The 21,273-nt window shown below is 63.0% G+C and carries 11 protein-coding genes; 3 read left to right on the top strand and 8 right to left on the bottom strand.

What is annotated here, in order from left to right; genetic code table 11:
• Positions 1-4: 4 nt before the first annotated feature.
• From AAAX72_RS08010 to AAAX72_RS07980, 7 genes are all read right to left on the bottom strand, one after another.
• Positions 5-1,990: a hypothetical protein gene (locus AAAX72_RS08010; protein ID WP_349129878.1), complete on the bottom strand. Its 1,986-nt coding sequence runs from the start codon at positions 1,988-1,990 to the stop codon at positions 5-7.
• A 117-nt stretch (positions 1,991-2,107) separates the two neighbouring features.
• Positions 2,108-2,470 carry a desulfoferrodoxin family protein gene (locus AAAX72_RS08005; RefSeq protein WP_055285739.1) on the bottom strand — a complete coding sequence of 121 codons (363 nt, stop codon included), beginning with the start codon at positions 2,468-2,470 and terminating at the stop codon, positions 2,108-2,110.
• Positions 2,471-2,635: 165 nt separating this feature from the next.
• Positions 2,636-6,100: a DEAD/DEAH box helicase gene (locus tag AAAX72_RS08000; RefSeq protein WP_349129876.1), complete on the bottom strand. Its 3,465-nt coding sequence runs from the start codon at positions 6,098-6,100 to the stop codon at positions 2,636-2,638.
• Positions 6,101-6,128: 28 nt separating this feature from the next.
• The gene (dnaE, locus tag AAAX72_RS07995) at positions 6,129-9,932 is read right to left on the bottom strand and encodes a DNA polymerase III subunit alpha (protein WP_349129875.1); all 3,804 of its coding nucleotides are present in this window, start codon (positions 9,930-9,932) and stop codon (positions 6,129-6,131) included.
• 176 nt (positions 9,933-10,108) lie between these two features.
• Positions 10,109-13,741, bottom strand: coding sequence for a UvrD-helicase domain-containing protein (locus AAAX72_RS07990; RefSeq protein ID WP_349129873.1), 3,633 nt, complete (start codon positions 13,739-13,741; stop codon positions 10,109-10,111).
• A 3-nt stretch (positions 13,742-13,744) separates the two neighbouring features.
• Positions 13,745-16,843, bottom strand: a complete 3,099-nt coding sequence (locus AAAX72_RS07985; RefSeq protein WP_349129871.1) for a PD-(D/E)XK nuclease family protein — start codon at positions 16,841-16,843, stop codon at positions 13,745-13,747.
• 187 nt (positions 16,844-17,030) lie between these two features.
• Entirely contained in the window at positions 17,031-17,330 is a 300-nt protein-coding gene (locus AAAX72_RS07980) for a YerC/YecD family TrpR-related protein (protein ID WP_022094855.1), read from the bottom strand.
• Positions 17,331-17,654: 324 nt separating this feature from the next.
• On the opposite strand from AAAX72_RS07980, the gene AAAX72_RS07975 reads away from it, so the two are divergent.
• Complete coding sequence (locus tag AAAX72_RS07975; protein WP_349129870.1) at positions 17,655-18,020, top strand: phage holin family protein; 366 nt, start codon at positions 17,655-17,657, stop codon at positions 18,018-18,020.
• Between the two features lie 141 nt (positions 18,021-18,161).
• On the opposite strand, the gene AAAX72_RS07970 is transcribed toward AAAX72_RS07975, so the two are convergent.
• Positions 18,162-18,590: an Rrf2 family transcriptional regulator gene (locus AAAX72_RS07970; protein WP_349105571.1), complete on the bottom strand. Its 429-nt coding sequence runs from the start codon at positions 18,588-18,590 to the stop codon at positions 18,162-18,164.
• A 253-nt stretch (positions 18,591-18,843) separates the two neighbouring features.
• On the opposite strand from AAAX72_RS07970, the gene cysK reads away from it, so the two are divergent.
• Positions 18,844-19,782: a cysteine synthase A gene (gene cysK, locus AAAX72_RS07965; RefSeq protein WP_349105570.1), complete on the top strand. Its 939-nt coding sequence runs from the start codon at positions 18,844-18,846 to the stop codon at positions 19,780-19,782.
• 57 nt (positions 19,783-19,839) lie between these two features.
• A complete protein-coding gene (gene mnmA / locus AAAX72_RS07960; RefSeq protein ID WP_349129911.1) occupies positions 19,840-21,063 on the top strand; it encodes a tRNA 2-thiouridine(34) synthase MnmA in 1,224 nt (407 codons plus the stop codon).
• Positions 21,064-21,273: the final 210 nt, after the last annotated feature.

The raw sequence follows: 21,273 nt of genomic DNA, 5'->3' as shown, positions 1-21,273 counted from the left end.
ATAGTTAATTTTGCGAGAAAAAGGGGAACTGCCTCGGATCCACCGGCGGCTGCGGCATCGGCGTGCCCTGGGGCCCGCTCTGCGGTCCGCCCTGACCGCCCATCATCTTATCGATGGCGTCCTGAACCTCGCCCTCAAACTTTTTCATTCCCTCGTGCAAACGACGCTGACCGTCTTCAGAGCGCAGCTCCTCCATTTGTTCGGGCGAAATACCCAGTAGCTCGCCCAGCACGCCCATCATCTCGTTTCGCACGCGCTCGCTCGTATCCTCGTCAGCAAAACGGCGCACCTCGGCGCGCGCCAGCGAATCGACCGTCATACGCTCCTTGCCGTTAAGCCCCAGGTCGGACCACGCGAGCATGTACGGCCAGGAGCGCTCGGCAAACGAACGTGCCGAGACGATCGGTGCCGTCGGCAACATGCGGCGGGCAGCCTCACCCTGTCGAACGAGCATCAGCAGCAGCGAGCAGGCCTCAGGTTTGCCAGTGGCCATCGGGATATCGTCGAAAAATCGATTACGGTCCACGTGCGCCTCGAGCGCGCCATCGACCTCACCCGGCTCAAGCCCGCCGAGCAGCTGTGCCGCGCGGTCGAGCATATCGACCGGACCGTCGAGCGTCGAAAGCGCTTGCGCCAGCACGCGCTCCATACAATCTTCCACCGCGTTGAGCGTCACGAGCTCTTGGGGCACCACGGCAGACGTGCGATTGCGCACACGCGCCACAAACTCAAGCGTCGACAGGTACACATCGCCAAAGGGCGCAAAGTCGCCCTGGTAGCCGCCGCAAAGCGCCGGCGCCGCCAGCGCGTACTCGGTTTTGGACAGCGGGCTCAGCGCCATCGCACCCAGCTCGAGCGCTGTGTCCTCCAGCATGAGGCCCAGCGTGCGCGAACGCAGGCGCTCAGCATCGCCCGCCGACACGTCGCGATCGAGCACACGCGCCGCATCCGGTGCATCGCGCTCGACGGTGCGAATGTGCAAACGCTCGGCAATGGCGCGGACGGCGGCACAGCGGGCAGCCTCGGCCTCTTCCTGCGCTGGCGTAAAGATACGGTTGCGCCCCAGCACCAGGCCAATCACATTGCGCGGGCCCAGAGCGTCGACGGCCAGCGCCGCCAGCAAAGACGACGGCAAGTCACCCTCGAGTGCCACAACAGCACGCGACGCACCGCGGGCGCGGGCGTTGTCGCGCACGGCGAGCACCAGCGCCCGCCACAGCCACTCCTCGGAACGAAACTCGGGCAGCTCGTGGTCTTCCAAGGCATCGAGCATCACGCCGCGCTGAATCTCCTGAACCAGCAGGCTCTCCTCAAAGCACGGCGCCTGGGCCACCACGCGACCGCAGTCGTCGAGCACAAACGAACCGCCGGTATACACCGACTCGTCATAGGCACCGACCGGCGCCATGCAGGCAAACCACACGCTGCGCTTGGATGCGATCTTGCGGTAGGCGCCGCTGCGAACGGCAGCAATGGCGGCAGTCTCGCGGTCGGTCATGTCAAACGCGTTGAATTGGAAATACGCAATGAGGTCAACACCGGTCGGCAGCATCTCGAGTTCGCGGTCCAAGTCAAAAATCACGGCGATGCGCACGCCGTCCACGTCGAACACCGGCGGCGCCCAACGTGTGTCGTTGTTCTCGCCACGCTGCAGGGCAATGCTCGAACGCGCCGGCACCACATGACCGTCCTTGAGCATCATGTAGTCGAGCAGCGGCTGGCCCTCAAACGAAACCGCCGCGGGCACGATGCAGATCATGTCAAGCTCCTGGATACGCTCGGCGACACCAGTCAAACCGGCAAGCACGCCGTGCTCAAAGTCGGCAGCGCCCACCAGGCCACCGGGCATGGCGCCCATAAAGAGCGGAGCCGGAACGCACAGCACGCGCGCCCCGCGCTCGTGGGCCAGACGAGCCTGGTCCTCGATGCGGCCGCAAATGCCCTCAATATCACCCAGGCGCATATCGATCTGTGCAAGCGCGAGCTTCATGGCCCAGCCCTTTCCGTCGTAAACCATCGAAATCGTAGTAAAAGCGCCGGCCGCATAATGCAGTCGGCGCTTGCATGTGCATATGCTAGCTATGATACCCCGAGCGGGGGCGCGCTCCTAGAATGTCGCGGACCACAGCCCGTGCAGGTTGCAGTAGGCATAGACGGTACCGGTCTTGGAGCCGCCCGCGAAAAACGTCGCGGGTTTCATGCCGGGTTCAAGGTAATGAACCTCTAAGCGGCCCTCGGCCTCAAGGGCGATCCACTCAATGTAGTGCTCGGGCAGGCTGGGGTGCTCGACCGAGCCAACGCGTGCGCGAATCACGTGACCGTCACGCTCGGTCTCGACAACAGGCACGTGCTTCTCGTGCGCCGCGTCCTCAGTGTTTGCAGTCAGTTCCGTGCAACCGGCAGGGGTCGCAACGTCGTCGCCAAGGGCGGCGATGAGCTTGCCGTCGGGGTCCTTAAAGAATTTCGCCATGATGTTCTCCTTTGCTGATGTGCCAATGTTCTTGATGGTTCTTATGCCCAAAGGCAGACAAACCATCCACGGCATTGCAAATGAACACATAACGGATTAGGCAAGCGGTCGAGCCAAAATGCGTCGACCGTCCTGCCCGCTCCAGCAGTCCCACCCCGTGCGCGGCTAGCGACCGTCGCCGCCCAGCAGCGCCAGAACATCCTCGCGCGTGAACAGCGCCGACGAGATGCCGTCGCCGCCGAGCACGCTGTTGACCAGGTCGCGTTTGGACTCCTGCATCTGCATAATGCGTTCCTCGATCGTGTCCTTGGCGATGAGCTTGTACACGGTCACGGTATGTTGCTGACCAATACGGTGTGCACGATCAGTTGCTTGGTCCTGCGCCGCCACGTTCCACCACGGGTCGTAGTGAATGACCACGTCGGCCGCCGTCAGGTTCAGGCCCACGCCGCCCGCCTTGAGCGAAATCAAAAAGATCGGAACCTCGCCCGCTTGGAACTGCGCGACCATCTTGGCGCGGCTCTCCTTAGACGAAGCGCCCGTGAGCTTAAGGAAGGCGATGTCCTCCTTGGCCAAGCGCTTACCGATGATATCGAGCATACCCGTAAACTGGCTGAACAGCAGGATGCGATGCCCGCCGTCGAGTGCGCCGTGCACGAGCTCCATGCACGTATCGAGTTTGGCGCTCCCCGCCTTGTAATCCTCGTAGTGCAGACGCGGGTCGCAGCAGATCTGGCGCAGCTTGGTGAGCTCGGCGAGCACCTTGAGCTTGTCTTTCTTAAACTCGGATGACTCGCGGTGCTGCACCTGTTGGGCGATGCGGTCCTGGTTGGCCAGGTAGAGCTTGCGCTGCTCGCCGGTGAGCTGCGCCATGACCGTATCCTCGATCTTCTCGGGCAGGTCTGCCACCACGTCTTCCTTTACGCGGCGCAGCACAAACGGCGACACGAGCGCCTGCAGGCGAGCGGCGCTGTCGCCCTCGGCATGCTCGACCGGGCTTTCGAAGCGCTTTGCAAACAATTCACGCGTGCCAAGCAGGCCCGGCATCAAAAAGTCGAAGATGCTCCAGAGCTCGGACAAGCGGTTTTCGATGGGCGTGCCCGTCAAGGCAAAGCGCACGCCGGCCGGCAGGCGCTTGGCAGCGCGCGCCACCTGCGTGAGCGGGTTTTTAATGTACTGGGCCTCATCGAGTACCACGCGGGCAAAGTCCTGCTCGGCGTACTCATCGATATCGCGGCGCATAAGGTCATACGACGTCACGACCACGTTATGCTCGGCCACGCCGGCGATTTGCACGCGACGTTGCGCCTTGGCGCCCACGATGGCGCACACATCGAGCGAGGGCGCAAAGCGCTCCAGCTCGGCGGTCCAGTTGTACACAAGCGACGCAGGGCACACCACAAGCGTGGGCTTAGTGTCCCCCGCTTCCACGCGCGCCAGAATGTGCGCGATCATCTGGAGCGTTTTGCCCAGGCCCATATCGTCGGCCAAGATACCGCCGAGGCCCAGATGCTCAAGCGAGCCGAGCCACTGGTAGCCGTCGACCTGGTAGCCACGCAGCGTGGCCTTGAGCGAGGCGGGTACCGTAAAGTCCATCTTGCCGAGCGTGTCCAGGCGCTCGACGGTGCGGCGGAACGCAGCGTCGCGATCGGCCTCAAGCGCCGGCGTGCGCGCAAGCATGCTGTCGACGAACAGGGTACTCGACGCGGGGAGCGACACGCCGTCGAGCAGGTCGACAGCATCGACACCCAGGTCCTCGGCAAGGCCAAACGCGGCTCGGGCGCCCTCGTCCAGGCGAATGATGTCGCCCGACGTGAGACGCGCAAACGTCTGGTGACGCTTGTACGAATCGAGATAGACGGCAAGGTCCGCGGCCGAAAGCCCGCTCGCACCCAGCTCGACATCGAGCAGATTGCTCTTGACGGTCGCACGCACCGAAAGCTTGGGCGCAGGGCGGACCGAGATCTGGCGCAGACGGTCGCTGAGCATGACCTCACCCAGCTCGGACAGGGCGGACAGGCCCTCGGTCAGCAGGCAGAACAAGCTCTCGTCATCGCGCTCCTCAAACGCCAGGCCGCCCTCGTAAAAGTCGAAATACAGGGCCGCCGTGTCCATAACGCGAAACTCCGCCACCTCGTCGCGGGGCGGCACGCCGGGGCGTTGCTCTTCGAAGGGGCTGCCCGGAGCGCCCAGGCTAAAGAGATCCGCCGACCAATCGCCGTAGGCAACCGTAATTTTGCAGGTCACGAGCCCATCGTCGACGCCGATCGCCATAGCAAAGCTCGGCTCGGGTGCCACGGTATCGAGCACGGCGGGCGCGGTAAGGTCGGTATAGTCGCGCAAAATGGGCAGCGCCATACGACAGAACTCCCCCACCTGGTCGGCAGCGATATGGACCGGCGTGCGACAGGGCAGCAAGCGCGATAGGAACGGCGCCGCATGTTGGGCAAACGCCGTGTCGGTACGGCGCGCGCGGCGCGTGTCGACCAGGTAGGCAGCATCGCCCGATGCAAAGCAGTACATATCGGCGGGCAGGCGAAGGTCGTAGCTGCCGCCGACCGCCGGCGCAATCTTGGCGGCAAGGAGCGGCGGGCGCTTGGTCGGGGCTTCATCCTTCCCTTGCGGCGCCGGCTCGACCGCCACGTCATAGGTGCGATGCGTCGTCGTCCCCCGCGACCAGGCGGGCTCAAAAGAGATGGTCTGGCCGCGCAACAGGTCCAGCACATATACGATGCTATGCTCGGACAGCGGCAACTGACGCTCGGCGGCAAAACCACTGCGGGCAAAGTCGTACGACGCCGAACGCGAGCTTGTGATGTCATCGAGATAGGCAACTGTCGTCACGACAAGGTTGAGCAGCTTTGTCGACACGTCTTCGAAGGCTTCGGGCGTATGGACAAACGTGAGCTTCTTGCCGTACGAGAAGGTGCCGCCGCGCACGTAGGCATCGGCCATGCCGTCGATGTCCTTGACCACGTAGGAGACCGATCCACAGCGAATGCGAAGCTCGAGCGCCCAGCTAAAGCGGTCGGCAAACAGTGGATTGTAATACGGCACCAGCGAGGGCTCCAACACCGCCTTGGGGGCATCGGGATCCACACTGCCGGCGAGCTTGCGGCGCATGCTCGCCAGCTCATCCATGCGCGCGTCCGAAAGATCGGAGAGCGCCGCCATGAGGCTGGGACTCGTGGGGACGGGCGCCGGAAAGGGAAAGTTGGGATTGACGGCCGGCGCTTTGGGCGCGTTGCGCGCGGGCTGTTTCGGCTGCGCCGCAAACGTGCGGACCGGCGTGCGCAAACCTTCGACGGGCTCGGCGCCGCTGGCATCCAAATACGCCAGAGCCGTGGCAATAGCGTGCTTGCACATGCCGGGGTAGCGATAGGCAGCGGGGCAAACGCAGTCGTAGTCGATCACCTCGTGCTCGTCCATGTCGAGCGCTACGTGCGTCTTGTACAGGTCACCGCGCGAGCCGCGCACCGTACCCTCGATATTCACGTTTTTGGAGAAGCGCGAGCCGCTGTCCTCGATCGACAGCACGGCGCCGTTGAGCATGAGCGAACGCCCCTTCATAAAGGTGCCGCTCAACGCCGCCTCTTTGCGAAGCGCCTGCACAAACGTCCCCTGCGCCATCACTTCCTCCAATCTCACCCGGGGTAGCTTAGATAACCGTCACGCGGCCTTGGTTGCCGACGATGGCCTTTGCCTCTGCCAGCAGCGGAATCGAGCGTGCATTGACCTTGGCCGGCACCTCGGCACGCAGCACGCGCCCGTCGACTTGCTCAATAAAGATCTCCACGCGGTCGCCGCCCGGGTTGGTGGTGAGCACCGTGGCCAGGCGCGCCATATTGCCCTGGCTAAAGCGGCTGTTGGGCACCATGACCTCAAAGACCTTGGGCTTGTTTTTCTCCTCGCTAAGCTCCAGCGGCACAATCTCCTGCGCGATGATCTGGTCGCCGCGGTCCGAGCGCTCGAGCTTGCCCTTAATGCGCACAAACGCGTCGGACAGCTGCGCGCCGGTCTCGGGATCGACCTCGCCGTACAGATACCCCTCGGCCTCCTTGTAGGTCTTGGGGAACACCACGACCGTGGCCTCGCCTTCCATGTCTTCGAGCTGCACGATGCCCATGGGGTCGCCGTTTTTGGTCACGCGCTTGGACACGCTCGAGACCATGCCGGCCCACCACAGCGCCTTACCCTCGGGAATCTCCTGGTTGATGGTGCCGCCCGTGGGGTTTTGCACCTCATAGCCGGTGTCGATCTGCGAGAACGAGAAGTCGCGCGCCTTGGCTAGCGCATACTCAAACGGGCGCAGCGGGTGGTCCGAGACATAGATGCCCAGAACCTCCTTCTCCTGGCTCAGCTTAAGGTGGCGGTCCCATTCCTGGCCATCCGGATCGGGCACGCTCACCTCAAAGCCCGAGCCCTCAACGTCGCCGAACATGTCGAAGAACGACGTCTGGCCGCTCGCGCGGTCCTTCTGGCGCTTTACCGCGGCATCGATGATGTTCTCGGGGTTGTTCTTGTCCACAAAGTGCATCATCTGGCGGCGCGGATACCCCGTGGAGTCAAAGGCACCTGCCTTGATCAGCGATTCGATCACGCGACGGTTGGCCTGACTCGAGTCCACGCGCTCGACAAAGTCGTGCAGCGTCTTAAACGGACCGCCCGCCTCGCGCTCGGCGATAATCGCCTGCGCCACGCCGGTGCCCACGCCTCGAATGCCGGCCAGACCAAAGCGCACGCCTTCCTTGGTAGCCGTGAACTCGGTACCGGACTCGTTGACATCTGGCGAAAGCACGGGAATGCCGTCGTGACGGCACGCCGAGACGTAGTGCACGATCTTGTCGGTCTTGCCCGTGTAGGACGTCAGAACGGCCGCCATGTACTCGTGCGGATAGTGCGCCTTGAGCCACGCCGTCTGCATAACCAGGATGGCGTAGCCGGCGGAGTGCGACTTGTTGAAGGCGTAGGATGCGAACTCGAGAACATCGTCCCAAATCTTCTGGGCGACCTCGCGCGTGTAGTTGTTCTTGATAGCGCCGTTCATCCAGTGGTCGTAGGTGGTCTCGTCCGAGCCATCCTCCCAGTGCAGCACCGTCGACGTGAGCAGCTTAATCTTTTTCTTAGCCACGGGCTTACGGATACGCGAGTCCGATTCGCCCTTGGAGAAGCCGCACATCTCGACGGAGATGAGCATAACCTGTTCCTGGTAGACCATGGTGCCGTAGGTTTCGCCCAGGATGTCGTCCAGGCGGTCGTCGTAGGAAACGGCCGGCTCCTTGCCGTTCATACGGTTGATGTAGGACGAGACCATGCCGGCGCCCAGCGGACCCGGGCGGTATAGGGCGATCAATGCCACGACGTGCTTGTACTCGGTGGGCTTCATGTTCTTGATCGTGGCCGTCATGCCAGCGGACTCGACCTGGAAGACGCCGGCGGTATGGCCGGAACCCATGAGCTTAAAGATCTCGGGGTCGTCAAAGGGAATCTCTTCCTCTTTGATGTCGATGCCGAAGTTCTTTTTGATGTTTGCCTTGGCCTTGGAGATAACCGTCAGCGTGCGCAGGCCCAAGAAGTCCATCTTGAGCAGGCCCATGTCGGCGACGGTATGGCCCTCGTACTGGGTAATCTCGACGCCGCCCTTGGTATCGAGCTTAGTGGGCACGTGCTCGTTGACGGGGTCGCGGCAGATCAGAACGGCGCACGCGTGCACGCCCTCGCCACGGGTGAGACCCTCGATCGAGAGCGCCGTGTCGATGATGCGGCGGGCGTCGTCGTCCTTTTTATAGGCCTCGGCAAAATCGGGGTTAAACAGATCCTCTTTGCCGGGCTGCTTGTCGAGCACCTGCTTGAGCTTGACCTTGGGGTCGCTCGAGACCATCTTGGACAGGCGCTGGCCCATGTAGACCGGGTAGTCCAAGACGCGCGCGGCGTCGTTGATGGCCTGCTTGGCCTTGATGGTCGAGTAGGTGATGACGTGGGTGACCTTCTCGGGGCCGTAGAGCTGACGAACGTGCTCCACGACCTCGAGGCGCCGCTCATCGTCGAAGTCCATATCGATATCGGGCATCTCGGTACGCTGCGGGGACAGGAACCTCTCGAACATCAGGCCGTTCTCGAGCGGGTCGAACGCGGTGATGTTCATGGCGTAGGCGACGATAGCGCCGGCGGCCGAGCCACGGCCAGGGCCGACGCCGATGCCGTTGTCCTTGGCCCATTGCACGTACTCGGCAACGATCAAAAAGTAGGCGGCAAAGCCCTTGTCGCAGATGACCTTGTATTCGTACTCAAAGCGCTCTTTGATGTTGACGCCACCGATCTCGCGCGTGGCCCAGTCGTCGCCATAGTGCTGGCGCAGGCCCTTCTCGCACTCACGGCGGAACTGGCTCTCGTGCGTCTCGCCGGGATCGAGCAACGGAAAGCGCGGCAGGATGATAGAGTCCCAGTCCAGCTCAACGTAGCACTTGTCGGCGATCTCGAGCGTGTTGTCGCAGGCCTCGGGGCAATACGGGAACATCGCCCGCATCTCCTCCTCGGTCTTCATGTAAAACTCCGAGCCGGTCATGCGCATGCGGTTGGGGTCATCGACCTTGGCGTTCATGCCAATACACATGATGACGTCCTGCACGGGCGCATCCTCGCGGCGCAGGTAGTGGAAGTCGTTGGTGGCGATGACCTTGACGCCCACCTGCTTGGCGATATCGATGAGCGTGCGGTCCATCTGCTCGTCGGTCAGGCCGTTGTCGGTGGTGATGCCGTGTTCCTGGATCTCGATGTAGAAGTCGCCGGGGTCGAAGGTATCGCGGAAGGTCTCGGCCCACTTGATGGCGCCCTCCATGTCACCGCGGTCGATGTATTTGGGGATGATGCCCGCGATGCAGGCGCTCGTGCAGATCATGCCCTTGGCGTGGCGGCGTAGGTTGTCGAGCGTCACGCGCGGCTTGTAGTAAAAGCCCTGCACGGCGGCCTCGGAGACCGTCTGCATCAGGTTGACGTAGCCTTCCTGGTCTTTGGCCAGGAGGATCATATGGTAGAGCTCGGGCTTGTGGTCGCGGGCAAGGGTCTCGTCCGGCGTAAAGTAGACCTCGCAGCCAAAGATGGGCTTGATGACCAGGGGCGGTTTGAGCTCGTCGATGTTGCCCTTCTCGTCCCACATGGCCATGTCCTTCACATACTGGGCATGCTCGCGCGGGTTTGCCTCGGGGTCGGGCTCCGCCAGCTCGTCGCGGCGGTCCTTTTCCAAGAAGGCCTTGTCGTGGCTCCAGGTTTTGTACTCGGGCGTGTTGTGATTGACGGCGTCGCAGGCCAGCGCCAGGTCGGGCACGCCATACATGTAGCCGTGGTCGGTAATGGCCACGGCGGGCATGCCAAGTTCAACGGCACGATTGACCATATCCTGGATACGGGTTGCGCCGTCGAGCATGGAGAAAACAGTGTGATTGTGCAGATGGACGAATGCCATGTGATGAGCTCCGATGCGGGTTCGTGTTCTGACTGAACGATTTTACCGCACGGCGCGGACGGCACCCGAACCTAGCCAAACCAACACGGCTCCTCTTGCAGTTGCGGTGAAATGCGGACTGTTTGGCGGCTTTTTTGGCCAAAACAGTCCGTATTCCACCGCAAGTTATCTGAGGGCTAGAGATTGTAGATGACTACTTGAGGTTCGGCGGGTTCGACGAAGATGGCTGAATTCGCCTGCTCCACGCGAACGAACTTGACCGTCACCGTCTCAAAGCCCGCCTTGTGCAACACGTCGGCGTAAACGCGCGCCTGCAGGGCGTGCTTCTCGAGCAGCTGGTCCGGCGTCTCGTCCGGCGTGCCGCCCGTCTTATAGTCGATGACCAGCGCGCGTGACGAATCCGCCGGGTTCGTCGCCAGTGCATCGATGGCGCCTTCGGCATAGGCACCGTAGCGAGCGATGTCCTCGTCCTCGCAGCCCAGCGAAAAGAACGGCACCTCGGCGCGAACGCACGGCCACGCGAGCAGGTCGGCACGAACCGACGACTTGAGCCAGCGCTCCAGAGCGGCATCGAAGCGCTCGCGCTGTTCTGGCGTCAGGTGCCACAGGCGAGCCAGGGCGTCGGCACGCTCAGCGGGCAGCGCATCGGCACCCATCTCGATGAGCCACTGGCAGGCGGCGTGGAAGGCCGAGCCCAGCGCCATGGGATTGCCGGCGGGCTCGACAGCAGCCACGTCTGCATCCGTCATCTCCGAGCCATCCGACTCTGCATCATCGCCGGACTCGTCCATGGGCACACGCGCCTCGGCGGCACGGTCTTCTGTCTCGGCATGGAGCGCCGCCGCGATTGACGAGTAGCTATACGAGTCACGCGCCGGGAACGGACAGATGCCCATGCGCACGCCCACCGCCTGGGGATACACGAGCTCAAACGCATCGGGCTCGGGGTCGGCAGGACCGGGGACGATTGTACTAGCCGAATCGCCGGCAGCATCTGTATCGGCATCGCCACGAACAAGCCTGCCCTCGGCATCCAGCGAAGCGTTGGCCTCAAACGCCTGCTCGCCAAAGGTAAAGTCCGAAAGCGAAATGAGCTCGTAGTCACCCGGCTGGGAGTTGTCGAACACCAGGCGGTCGGCATCGAGCTGCGGCATGTCCAGAGCGTCGGTCGGCAAAATACGGCGCAGCACGTCGTAGGTCAGATCCGTCTCGACATCGAAGGTCGGCGCCGTCACCTTGCCACGGCTCACGCCGGCATCCATCGCCAGAATGACTAGCTCGCGTGCTCGCGTCATGGCGACATAGAGCAAGCGGGCCCGCTCCTCGAGCGAAAGCTGCAGGTCGTCGTTGCGCAGGTGAGCAAATGCCTCGGCGGGAGAACCCGTCGCACAGACGTCCTCCATGAGCTCCGGCGGCAGCCACAGCGACGTGCCCCTGCCCTTAAACGCGTGCTCAAACTGCTTTTTGACGTCGTCGCCCTTCACAAAGGTACCGTCGGCAAGCTTAACGCCGTCGAAGCGTGCCGGCAGTGCCACGACCTGCGCTCCACCCTCGACGCGACCCATCTGTGCCGCACCCGAGGACTTACGCACGCCAAAGCACTCGGCGACCGCCACGACCGGATATTCCAGACCCTTGGAGGCATGCACCGTCATGATGCGCACCGCGCCGTCGCCTTCTTCGTTGAGGGCACCCGGGGCTTCCTTGCCCGCCAAGAAGCGGTCGAAGGCCAGCGCGATGGAACGCGGAGAATTGCCGAGCTCGGCCTCTGCCTCGGCCACGGCATCGAGCGCCTTGAGCACGTTGGCGGCGAAGGCCTTGCCCTCGGGACCACGCTGTCCCAGACGCACAAACCAGCCGGAGGCGTTGACCACGTCGCGCGCGATGGCGGCGAACGAATCGCGGCCCACGCGACGAAGCGCATACCGCAGCACCTCGCGGGCGCGCGTCACAAGCGGCAAGTCTTGCAAACCCGGCACGTCGAAATCGCTCATGATGCCCATGTCGATATTCCGGCGCGAGGTCTCCCCTGTCTCGCTATCGAGCTTGGTCGCCAGCGCCAGGAACTCCTGGGCGCCGAGCGCAAACATCGGCGAGGCGAGCAGCGGCATAAGGCCCTGCGCCGTATCGGCCGGATTGGCGAGCGCACAAACCAGGGAGCGCACCGTCAGCACCTCGGCTGCTTGGGCAAAGACCGAGCCGCCCGCGATGACGCAGTCGAGCCCCTGATCGCGGAAGGCCTGGGCGTAGACATCGGCGTTGGTCATGCGGCCCAGCAGCAGTACCATGCCGCCCTGGGGCTGGCCGGCATCGACAAGCGCGCGGAAGCGCTCGGCGATCGCGCGGGCCTTGGCCTGTGTGCGCTCCTGCATACTGCCGCCGGCAACAAAGAGGGCCTGGCGGCGCGAGGCGTCCGCCACCAGCGTGTCCTTGCGGCCATCGCTCGCCTCAAGATCCAAAAAGCCCTGCATCAGGCCGCCGTCATCGCCGTCGAAGACGCGTGCCACGTAACGCAACACCTCGTCATGGCTGCGGAAGTTGCGCACGAGTTTGACGAGTTCGCCGGCAGGGGCATCGGCCACGGCAGTCGCCTCGGGCGCGGCAGACGAGCCCACCTTGCGCTCCTGACGACGGAACACCTCGACCTCGGCGCCACGGAAGCGATAGATGGACTGCTGCGCATCGCCCACGGTGCACAGCGCGCGCTCCCCCGCACCCGTCAGGTAGCGTATCAGATCGACCTGCATCTGGTCGGTATCCTGAAACTCATCGATCATGACCATCTTAAAGCGGCCCTCGTACGCAGCACGGATGGCAGGGTAATCGCGCAACGCCTCGTAAGCCATACGCAGCAGGTCGTTATTATCGAGGGCGGACTGGGCAGCCTTCAGCGCGCGATACTCAGCCTCCACGGAACGGGCCAGGCCCACCAGCGCATCGAGCGCCTGGCCACCGCAGGCAAGCACGATATTGATAAACGCATCGGCGGCCTCGGCCTTGAGCAGCTCGACCTGCTCCTTAGGGAATGCCTTGCTCGCGCGCGGCATGGTGCACGACATCATGAGTCGCGCTGCATCGGCCATGGTCTTGCCGCTCGCCTCGAACGCGTCAATGGCGTCGAGTGCCATCTGCGCCTTCTCGGTCGCGGCCTTGCTTGCGCCCAGCGCCGCGCGATAGGCATCGGCGAGTGCCGAGGTATCGGCCTGGCCGCGCGCCACGCACACGTCGTCCATACCGCCCGGCAACTGGCTCGACAGCTCCAGCAGGTCGCGCACCAGGCCCTTGATGGTCGTGCCGGTGCCAAAGGAACCGCCCTCGCCCGCCATGGGATACCAGGCATAGAGGGCCTTGAGCGATGCCGCGAGCTCGGGGGCGGCATCGGGCGCCGTCGCGCGGGCCAGCACATGCTCAACAGCCTGGTCCATAAGCTCGTCGGTATCGGTGAGCACCGTGAACTCGGGGTCGATGCCCAGCTCCAGCGCATGCGCGCGCAGGATACGCGAGCACATGCCGTGAATGGTCGAAATCCACGCGTCGTCGACGGTCAGTGCTTCCTCGTCCATGCCCTCGTCGATAAGCGCACGGCGCACGCGGTCGCGAATCTCGGCCGCGGCATCTTTGGTAAAGGTAATGGCGAGCACCTGATCCAGATGCTCGACAAACGGACCGGATTCGGGCGAGAGCGCGTAGACGATGCGGCGCGTAAGGGTAAAGGTCTTGCCCGAACCGGCGCCCGCCGAGACAAATAGCGGACGGTCGAGCGTTTTGACAATCTGCAGCTGTTGCGGCATCAAAGTCGAAAGATCCATGGTCTACACGTCCCTCCTTACAAACGTTCCTTGGTGGTTATACGAACAGCGCGCATGCGCGGCTTGCGCCGATGTCGGGTCGACAGCGGCGACGTCACCTGCCTCGAGCTCGCGCAGGCGCTCGGCAATGCCGGTCTCCACGCGGTCGAGCAGGGCATCGAAGTCCATGCTGCCGCCCTCGCCCGGGAAGCCCTTCTTGAGGCCCGGGATGCGACCGTCACCACGCTCTTCCTCGAGCAACTCGGCACTCGCCGCGCCGCGCAGCGCGGGCTTGCCGCCCTTGGTCGAGAAATAGAGCGCAGCACGGGTATCTAGGCCCAGCGCCCGACGCATGGCCTGCGCGTAGATGAGTGTCTGGGTATGGGGCGGCAGCCAGCGCGGGTCGTCGATGGGAGCCTCGCCCGATTCCTCGTCGCGCATCGTGGGGTCGGCGAGTTTAAACTCCTCAACGCCCGTGCGGTGCTTATAGTCGATCACCACGGCGCGGTTCTCGGCATCCACGTCCACACGGTCGATGCGCCCGCCGAGCGGCCAGCCGGCATACTCAACCTGGAGCTCGTTGAACGCAAACTCCAGGTAGCGCGGGGCAAAGGGGGCAAGTGCCTCGGACTCGTAGGCAAGCACGCCCTCCAACTGCGGCAAGATCTCGGCCACCTGACGCTCCTCCACCGGGGAGAGCGGCACCAGCGGGCCCTCGGTACCGCGCTTGCCGGCGTGCTCGGCCAAGGTCTCGTCAAAGACCTCGTGCAGCAGCTCCTGTGCACGCGGCAGATTCTCGGGCGTCACGCGCTTCATGCCCTCTTGGGGCAGACGGGCATGCAGATGCTCCAACACGTCGTGGACAAAGTTGCCCTTCTCCATATTGCCAAAGCCGGCGTCGATCGACTGGGGCTTCACGCGGTACGAGACGAACCAGCATAGCGGGCAGGTCGAATAGGCCTCGATCTGCGAGGCAGACGTCAGACGCGGCACGAGCGGCGCATCCTCGCCCTCGCCATCACGACGGCGCAGGACCAGATACGGAATGGCTTCATCGCTCAGATGCTGAGGAGCTTCGCAGGTCACGCGCGCGCGCCTAAGACCTTCGCCTGCCGCAGGATCAAAGTCGGCGATGATATCGCCCTCGCCCACGCGCGTGGGCTTGGCAGCGCCAGCGGCCTCGGCATGTGCCCGCAGCTCGGTCCATACGGCTGCCGGGTAGCACTCGCGCGCCTGGCGATCGTGTGTCACGCGGGCGAGCGCGACCGGACCGTTCGCTGCCTGCATTGCACGGCCAAAGCGCACGCGCAGCAGGGCGGCGGGCTCCAAAGACACGCCGTCGCGGCGCAGCTCGGCCGTCAACGTGGCAAGCGGGCCCTCTTCGTGCGAAAGCGGGTAGCTGTCCAGGTCGACATCGGCAAACAGCACGGCATCGTAGCTGGCAGGACGCAAAACCGACGCATCGGCAAGCGACACGAAGCGCACTTGCGCCCGTGGCGTGCGATCGACCTCGTAGGTCTCGTAATCGTAAGCGGTGCTGCGCTTGTCCACCTTAGTTCGAACGCCGTCGAGAACCGGCATGGTCGCGGCCTGCGACACGTCGAGCGCGCGAGCATCGTTCATAAGGATGTCGATGGCATGGCGCAGCAAAGCCGTCTCTGCCTGACGACGGGCCTGGCCGTCAAGACCGCCTAGAGCGCGATCGGGCAGCGCCTCTGCAACGGCGAGCATGGCCTTGAGCGCCGTCACGGGTTTGTCGCGCCACAGCGCCTGAAACACGTCCGAGACCACGCACGGCACATTCTTAAACCAGTTATCGTCGCTGGCGGCCTTGCGGGCGCCCCTCACCTGGCCCTGCACGCTCTGCAGCAGGCTCTTGACGCCCGCAGCGGTCTTGCTGCGCGACAGGCGCATGTTCTTGTCGAAGCCGCGGGCGCTCGCGGCGTCGGCACCCGAAAGCGGACTGTAGATCCAGTCGGTAAGCTCCGGCGCGGGCCACCACTCGGTCTTGGAAGCGGTGCCCTCGTCGGCGGCTTTCATACGCTCGATCAGGTTGGCGAGCGCCGTAAACTGCCTGCCCGCGACGGACTGGGAAAACGCCGTGAACTCAGTCGTCTCGGCCGCAATGTGACGCGCCGCCAGACGGGCAGCGAGTTCGCCGAACAGCTGGGGCGCCCGGGCGGAAACTACGAGCACGCGCGCGGGGTCGGCGTTCGTCGCGGCGCCGTCGCGTGACACAGACTCCTCACATGCCGCGACCAGGTTCTCAAGAGCATCCACATAAGCGCGGGCGCGGGCATGGGGGCCGGCCACCTCTATAAAAATAGGCTGGGCAGCAGGCGCAGAAGCGGTCTCGGACGCGCCGGCGTCCTCTCCCAACGGGGCGACCTCAAACAGCACACCGCGGGCATCAAAAGCTGCGGCCAAGTCTTCGCGCATCGCCGCCTGCTCGCGGGCAAGCAGCACGACGACCTCTCCCCCATTGTTCGCCACGGCCGACAACAGCTCGAGCAGGCTATGCGTAAACGACGTGACACCACGCACGCAGACGGCGCGGGCGCACCCCGGCAGGTTGTTCGCCAGGGCTTCTGCCATCATATCGGCGGCTTCGCAGGGCTCGACCATGTCTCGACGGTCCAAGCCGCTCGCATAGGCGCGCAACAGCTCGAACACACGGGCCTCGGCGTCGCTTTTGGGCTCGGGCTGAGCGGCGGCATCGCGACAGCGTTCGTCGCCCGTCCCCGCCACGCCTGGCAACACGCCGCGGGCCATGCGAGCAAGCATGCGTACCGTGCCTTGGCTGCGCGAGAGCGGCTGCAGAGCAGCGTCGTCGCGGCGGTCGACCATGTCCGAGAACAGCATCTGGCGCTGAAGGTTATCCACAAAGCTGCGGCCATCGCCCATAAGCTCCCACAGCGAGCGGAGCCACGATGTGGGCGTCTTGTAATCGATACCCAGTGAAACCCCGGCTTCTGCCGCATCATGACGGCACAGGTCGAGCTCGGCAAATGTTGGCGCCAGCAACACGGCGCGCCCGTGGCGGGCAACCAGGTCGGCCAGCAGCGCCGCCTCGGCATCGCTCAAATCCGTGCCGGCATTGGTGGTATAGATTCGAACAGGCATGGTCCTCCACTCAAACTGTTCGCAATATTCAACGCATCTATCCTACCCGCCCGCGCGGACAACCTGACCCCAATGCACCAGATCCCCTCGATGATCCGTTTTCCTCCGTCCCCAAGGGATCAATTATCGACACACAAAAACCGCCCCCGAAGGGGCGGCTCCAGCTGATCCGTTTGTTGCCGTTGACCTACTCGCCATCCTCCAGCTTGATGAGGATCTTGCGATAGCCACCGTACTCGCCGTTGAGCGCCTTGGAAACACGGCTCACCGTGGTGGACGAAGCGCCCGTGCGGGCCTGAACCTCAACATAGGGCTCGCCCTCATCCAGATAACGCGCGACCTGCAAGCGCTGCGAAAGATCGCAAATCTCGCGCGGTGTGCAGATATCGGTTAAAAACGCCTGGATATCCTTCTCGTCATCCAAAAGACTAAATGCGTGGACTAGCTGCTTGACATCAGGCTTGTCAAACATGTTCTCGATGTTCATCGATCACCGCCAAACCCGCCAAAAGGCATCGAAGTTGATACTGACATCGGGCATCGTTCACCCGTAATATGCAATAAAACTATGCATGGGCCATTTGCCCGTAGCAGTGTAGCACACCACCAAACTAAAGCGACAAGACTCTCTGCCAGCGGCACGTTTTTTAGGACGAACGCCGTTTTGAAACCGAATGCGCACGTAAGCTCCACGAATATCTGAGACAATGGGCGGCCGAACAAGGCGGCATACCCGCGCGGCCGTCCAAGCTGCCGCAGCAAGCCGCTTCGCGCGATGTCAATACATCCTGCGCAAGAAAGGATTCACACCATGCGCTTTATGCTTAACTGGCTCTTTACCTCGATCGCCATCGCGATTGCCACGTTCCTCGTTCCCGGCATCCAGCCCTTCGGTTTTGCCGAGGCCTGGGTCTGTTTCGCCTTCGTGGGACTGTTCCTGAACATCGTCGATTCGTTCGTCAAGCCGTTCCTGACGGTCATCTCGCTGCCGCTCACGATCATTACGCTGGGCATTTTCCAGCTTGTCGTCAACAGCTTTATGCTTGAGCTCGCGAGCTACCTGTCGGTCAACCTGCTGGGCGTCGGCATCTCCATCGCAGGCTTTGGCTCGGCCTTTATGGGTAGCATCCTGGTATCCATCATGCGTAGCATTCTCGACAGCATCGCCAAGGACTAAAACGGCCATTCCGGCCGTGCCCGTCTCAACAGCCCAAAACGAAGGCCACCCATCGCAAAAATGGGCGGCCTTCTTATTTGTCAAGTCTTAAAGGGCGAGAGCATCTACCATTTCTGCCCCGTCCCCACATGACAGGTGGGATTAGATGACGTAGTCGTAGCCACGGTTGGGAGCGATAAGTTGATCGAGCGTCACACCGTCGAGGTAGTCGTTGATGAGCTTGTCCAGGTTCTTCCACACGTCGAGCGTGGGGCACTCATCCGAACGCGAACAGCCCTTGCAGTCGCCATCCAGGCAGGCGACAGGCGCCAGACTGCCCTCGGTCAGGCGTAAGATCTCGCCCACCGTGTACTGCTCGGGCGGGCGCGTGAGCACGTAGCCGCCGCCCTTGCCACGCATGCCCGAAAGCATGTTGGCGCGCACGAGCGTAGCCAAGATGTTCTCGAGATATTTCTCGGAAATCCCCTGTCGCGCCGCGATCTCTTTGAGCGGGATGCGACCGGCCGCCTGGTGCTCGGCCAGATCGACCATAACGCGCAGGGCATATCTGCCCTTAGTAGAAACCAACATGTATCGTGCTGCCTTTCGGTCATTTAGTCCGTAGAAATTCTAGCCGAAAAATTGGTTTTGAAAATACCCGTTCCGGTCAAGATGGTTAATCAGCTCGTAATAATCTTCTATTTCCTATTGCATTACTAGGCTTTAGTGTCTAGTATGCTTCCCAACAGCTAAACGAACAACCTATAAGGTTTATGGGTTTAGCTGCTACACGCACCGTGAAACCACACGGCAACCAGCAACTTGAACACTTTGGAGGTTCCCCATGAGCAAGGTTTACACATCCATCGATCAGCTTATCGGCCACACCCCGCTTCTGGAGCTCACCCACTTTGAGGCCGACGAGGACCTCAAGGCTCGTGTGCTCGTCAAACTCGAATACTTCAACCCCGCCGGGTCAGTTAAAGACCGCGTCGCCAAGAACATGATTGACGAGGCCGAGAAGGCCGGCAAGCTCGTGCGCGGCGGCGACTACACCATCATCGAGCCCACGAGCGGCAACACCGGCGTCGGCATCGCCTCGGTGGCAGCGGCCCGCGGCTACAAGGTGATCATCACCATGCCCGAGACCATGTCCGTCGAGCGCCGCAAGCTTATGCAGGCATACGGCGCACAGCTCGTGCTCACCGACGGCTCCAAAGGCATGAAGGGCGCTATCGCCAAGGCCGAGGAGCTGCAGAAGGAGACCCCCAACAGCATACTCGCCGGCCAGTTTGTGAACCCCGCCAACCCCGCCATCCACAAAGCCACGACCGGCCCCGAGATCTGGGATGACACCGACGGCAAGGTCGACATCTTCGTCGCCGGCGTTGGCACCGGCGGCACCGTGACCGGCGTGGGCGAGTTCCTCAAGGAGCAGAACCCCCAGATTCAGGTTGTCGCCGTCGAGCCCGCCACCTCCCCGGTGCTCTCTAAGGGCCAGGCCGGCCCGCACAAGATCCAGGGCATCGGCGCTGGCTTTGTGCCCGACGTCCTCGATACCCAGGTCTATGACGAGATCATCCCCGTCGAGAACGACGACGCCTTTGCCACCGGCCGCGCCGTGGGCCACAAGGAGGGCGTGCTCGTGGGCATTTCGTCCGGCGCCGCCGTGTGGGCCGCACTGCAGCTGGCCAAGCGCCCCGAGAACGAGGGCAAGACCATCGTGGCGCTGCTCGCCGACACCGGTGAGCGCTACCTGTCCACGGCGCTCTTCCAGGACTAGAGCTCTCGTTCTTAGAACGAGTCCAAGGCGCGCCGGCCTCCCCTCTCTTCTGGCAGCCTGAGCTCATCCCAACAGGGTGTCCCACAGGACGCCCGAACTTGCTACAATGTCTGCGGCGCGGAACCAGCCTCCCGCGCCGCTTTTCTTTTTTGGCCACATGCCACCAAGGAGAACCTCCCCATGCACAACAAGCGCGTGCTCGTCGCCATGAGCGGCGGCGTCGATTCCAGCGTGACCGCGTATCTGCTCAAAAGTCAGGGTTACGAATGTGTCGGTGCCACCATGCGCCTCACCTGTCCCGCGCCCGATCCCGCCACGGGCATGAGTAAGGTCGACCGCGACATCGCCGATGCGAAGGCCGTCGCCGAGCGTCTGGGGATACCCCACCATGTGCTCGACTTGCAGCAGACCTTCGACCACAGCGTTATCGAGCGCTTTGTGAACGCCTACCAGGAGGGGCTGACGCCCAACCCGTGCATCATCTGCAACCGCCACATAAAGTTTGGCGCGTTGCTCGGTGCGGCGCTGGACATGGGCTGCGACTACATCGCAACGGGTCATTACGCCAAAACAAGCCAGACAGTAGACGGCACCTGGCAGCTGCATCGCGGCGAAGATCCCAAAAAGGACCAGAGCTACTTTTTATATTCGCTTACGCAGGAGCGCCTGGCGCACACGATCTTTCCGCTGGCAGGCCTAGACAAAGAGCGCGACGTGCGCCGCATAGCCGCCGAGCAAGGCTTTACCAACGCCCAGAAGGCCGAAAGCGAGGACATCTGCTTTATTCCAGACGGTGACTATGCGGGCTATATCGAACGTCGGTGCGGACATCCCGCTACACCGGGCGATATCGTGTGGCGCGACGGCAGCCTGGTCGGTCGCCACAACGGCGCGCTGCGCTATACCATCGGCCAGCGCAAGGGTCTGGGCGTCGCGATGGCCCATCCCGTGTACGTAACGGGCGTCGACGCCGCCAGCAACATTGTGCATCTGGGCGAGGCCGAGGACCTGACGGCCACAGCGCTCACGGCCAACGACTGGATCTGGAGCGCCCCTGCCGACCGCATGGAGGCAGAACTCGATGCCGGCGGCATTCGCGTGGGCGCCAAGTACCGTTACCGTCAGAAAGACCAAGCAGCGACCCTTACGCGCGGCGAAGACGGGCAAATGCTGCTGACTTTTGACGAGCCGCAGCGAGCCATCGCCCCCGGCCAGGCCGTTGTAGTCTACCACGGCGACATCGTCCTCGGCGGCGGCACGGTGACCGGCGCACTTAAGTAGCCCCATCCCCTTCATAAATTGCGGTGAAATAGGGACTGTTGGGGGTGCGGACTATTTCTTGGACCGCGCCTAGGCGTATCCATTGGAGTGGGTATGATGAATTGGACACCTAGTTAAGAGCGAAAGGTGTTCAAGATGACCCAAAGAAGAAAGCGATACGACAGGCAGTTCAAGGTCTCGGCGGCAAAGGTGGTCCTGTCCGGGGAAATG

The sequence above is a fragment of the Collinsella sp. CLA-ER-H8 genome, assembly GCF_040092335.1.
Lineage (GTDB): Bacteria > Actinomycetota > Coriobacteriia > Coriobacteriales > Coriobacteriaceae > Collinsella.
Note: the sequence above shows the minus strand (reverse complement) of the source record. Positions and strands in the feature narration are given on the sequence as shown.

Bases quoted from the DNA above. Each gene is read 5' to 3' on its own strand.
- AAAX72_RS08010 (WP_349129878.1), bottom strand. From the start codon at position 1,990: ATGAAGCTCGCGCTTGCACAGATCGATATGCGCCTGGGTGATATTGAG.
- AAAX72_RS08005 (WP_055285739.1), bottom strand. From the start codon at position 2,470: ATGGCGAAATTCTTTAAGGACCCCGACGGCAAGCTCATCGCCGCCCTT.
- AAAX72_RS08000 (WP_349129876.1), bottom strand. From the start codon at position 6,100: ATGGCGCAGGGGACGTTTGTGCAGGCGCTTCGCAAAGAGGCGGCGTTG.
- dnaE (WP_349129875.1), bottom strand. From the start codon at position 9,932: ATGGCATTCGTCCATCTGCACAATCACACTGTTTTCTCCATGCTCGAC.
- AAAX72_RS07990 (WP_349129873.1), bottom strand. From the start codon at position 13,741: ATGGATCTTTCGACTTTGATGCCGCAACAGCTGCAGATTGTCAAAACG.
- AAAX72_RS07985 (WP_349129871.1), bottom strand. From the start codon at position 16,843: ATGCCTGTTCGAATCTATACCACCAATGCCGGCACGGATTTGAGCGAT.
- AAAX72_RS07980 (WP_022094855.1), bottom strand. From the start codon at position 17,330: ATGAACATCGAGAACATGTTTGACAAGCCTGATGTCAAGCAGCTAGTC.
- AAAX72_RS07975 (WP_349129870.1), top strand. From the start codon at position 17,655: ATGCGCTTTATGCTTAACTGGCTCTTTACCTCGATCGCCATCGCGATT.
- AAAX72_RS07970 (WP_349105571.1), bottom strand. From the start codon at position 18,590: ATGTTGGTTTCTACTAAGGGCAGATATGCCCTGCGCGTTATGGTCGAT.
- cysK (WP_349105570.1), top strand. From the start codon at position 18,844: ATGAGCAAGGTTTACACATCCATCGATCAGCTTATCGGCCACACCCCG.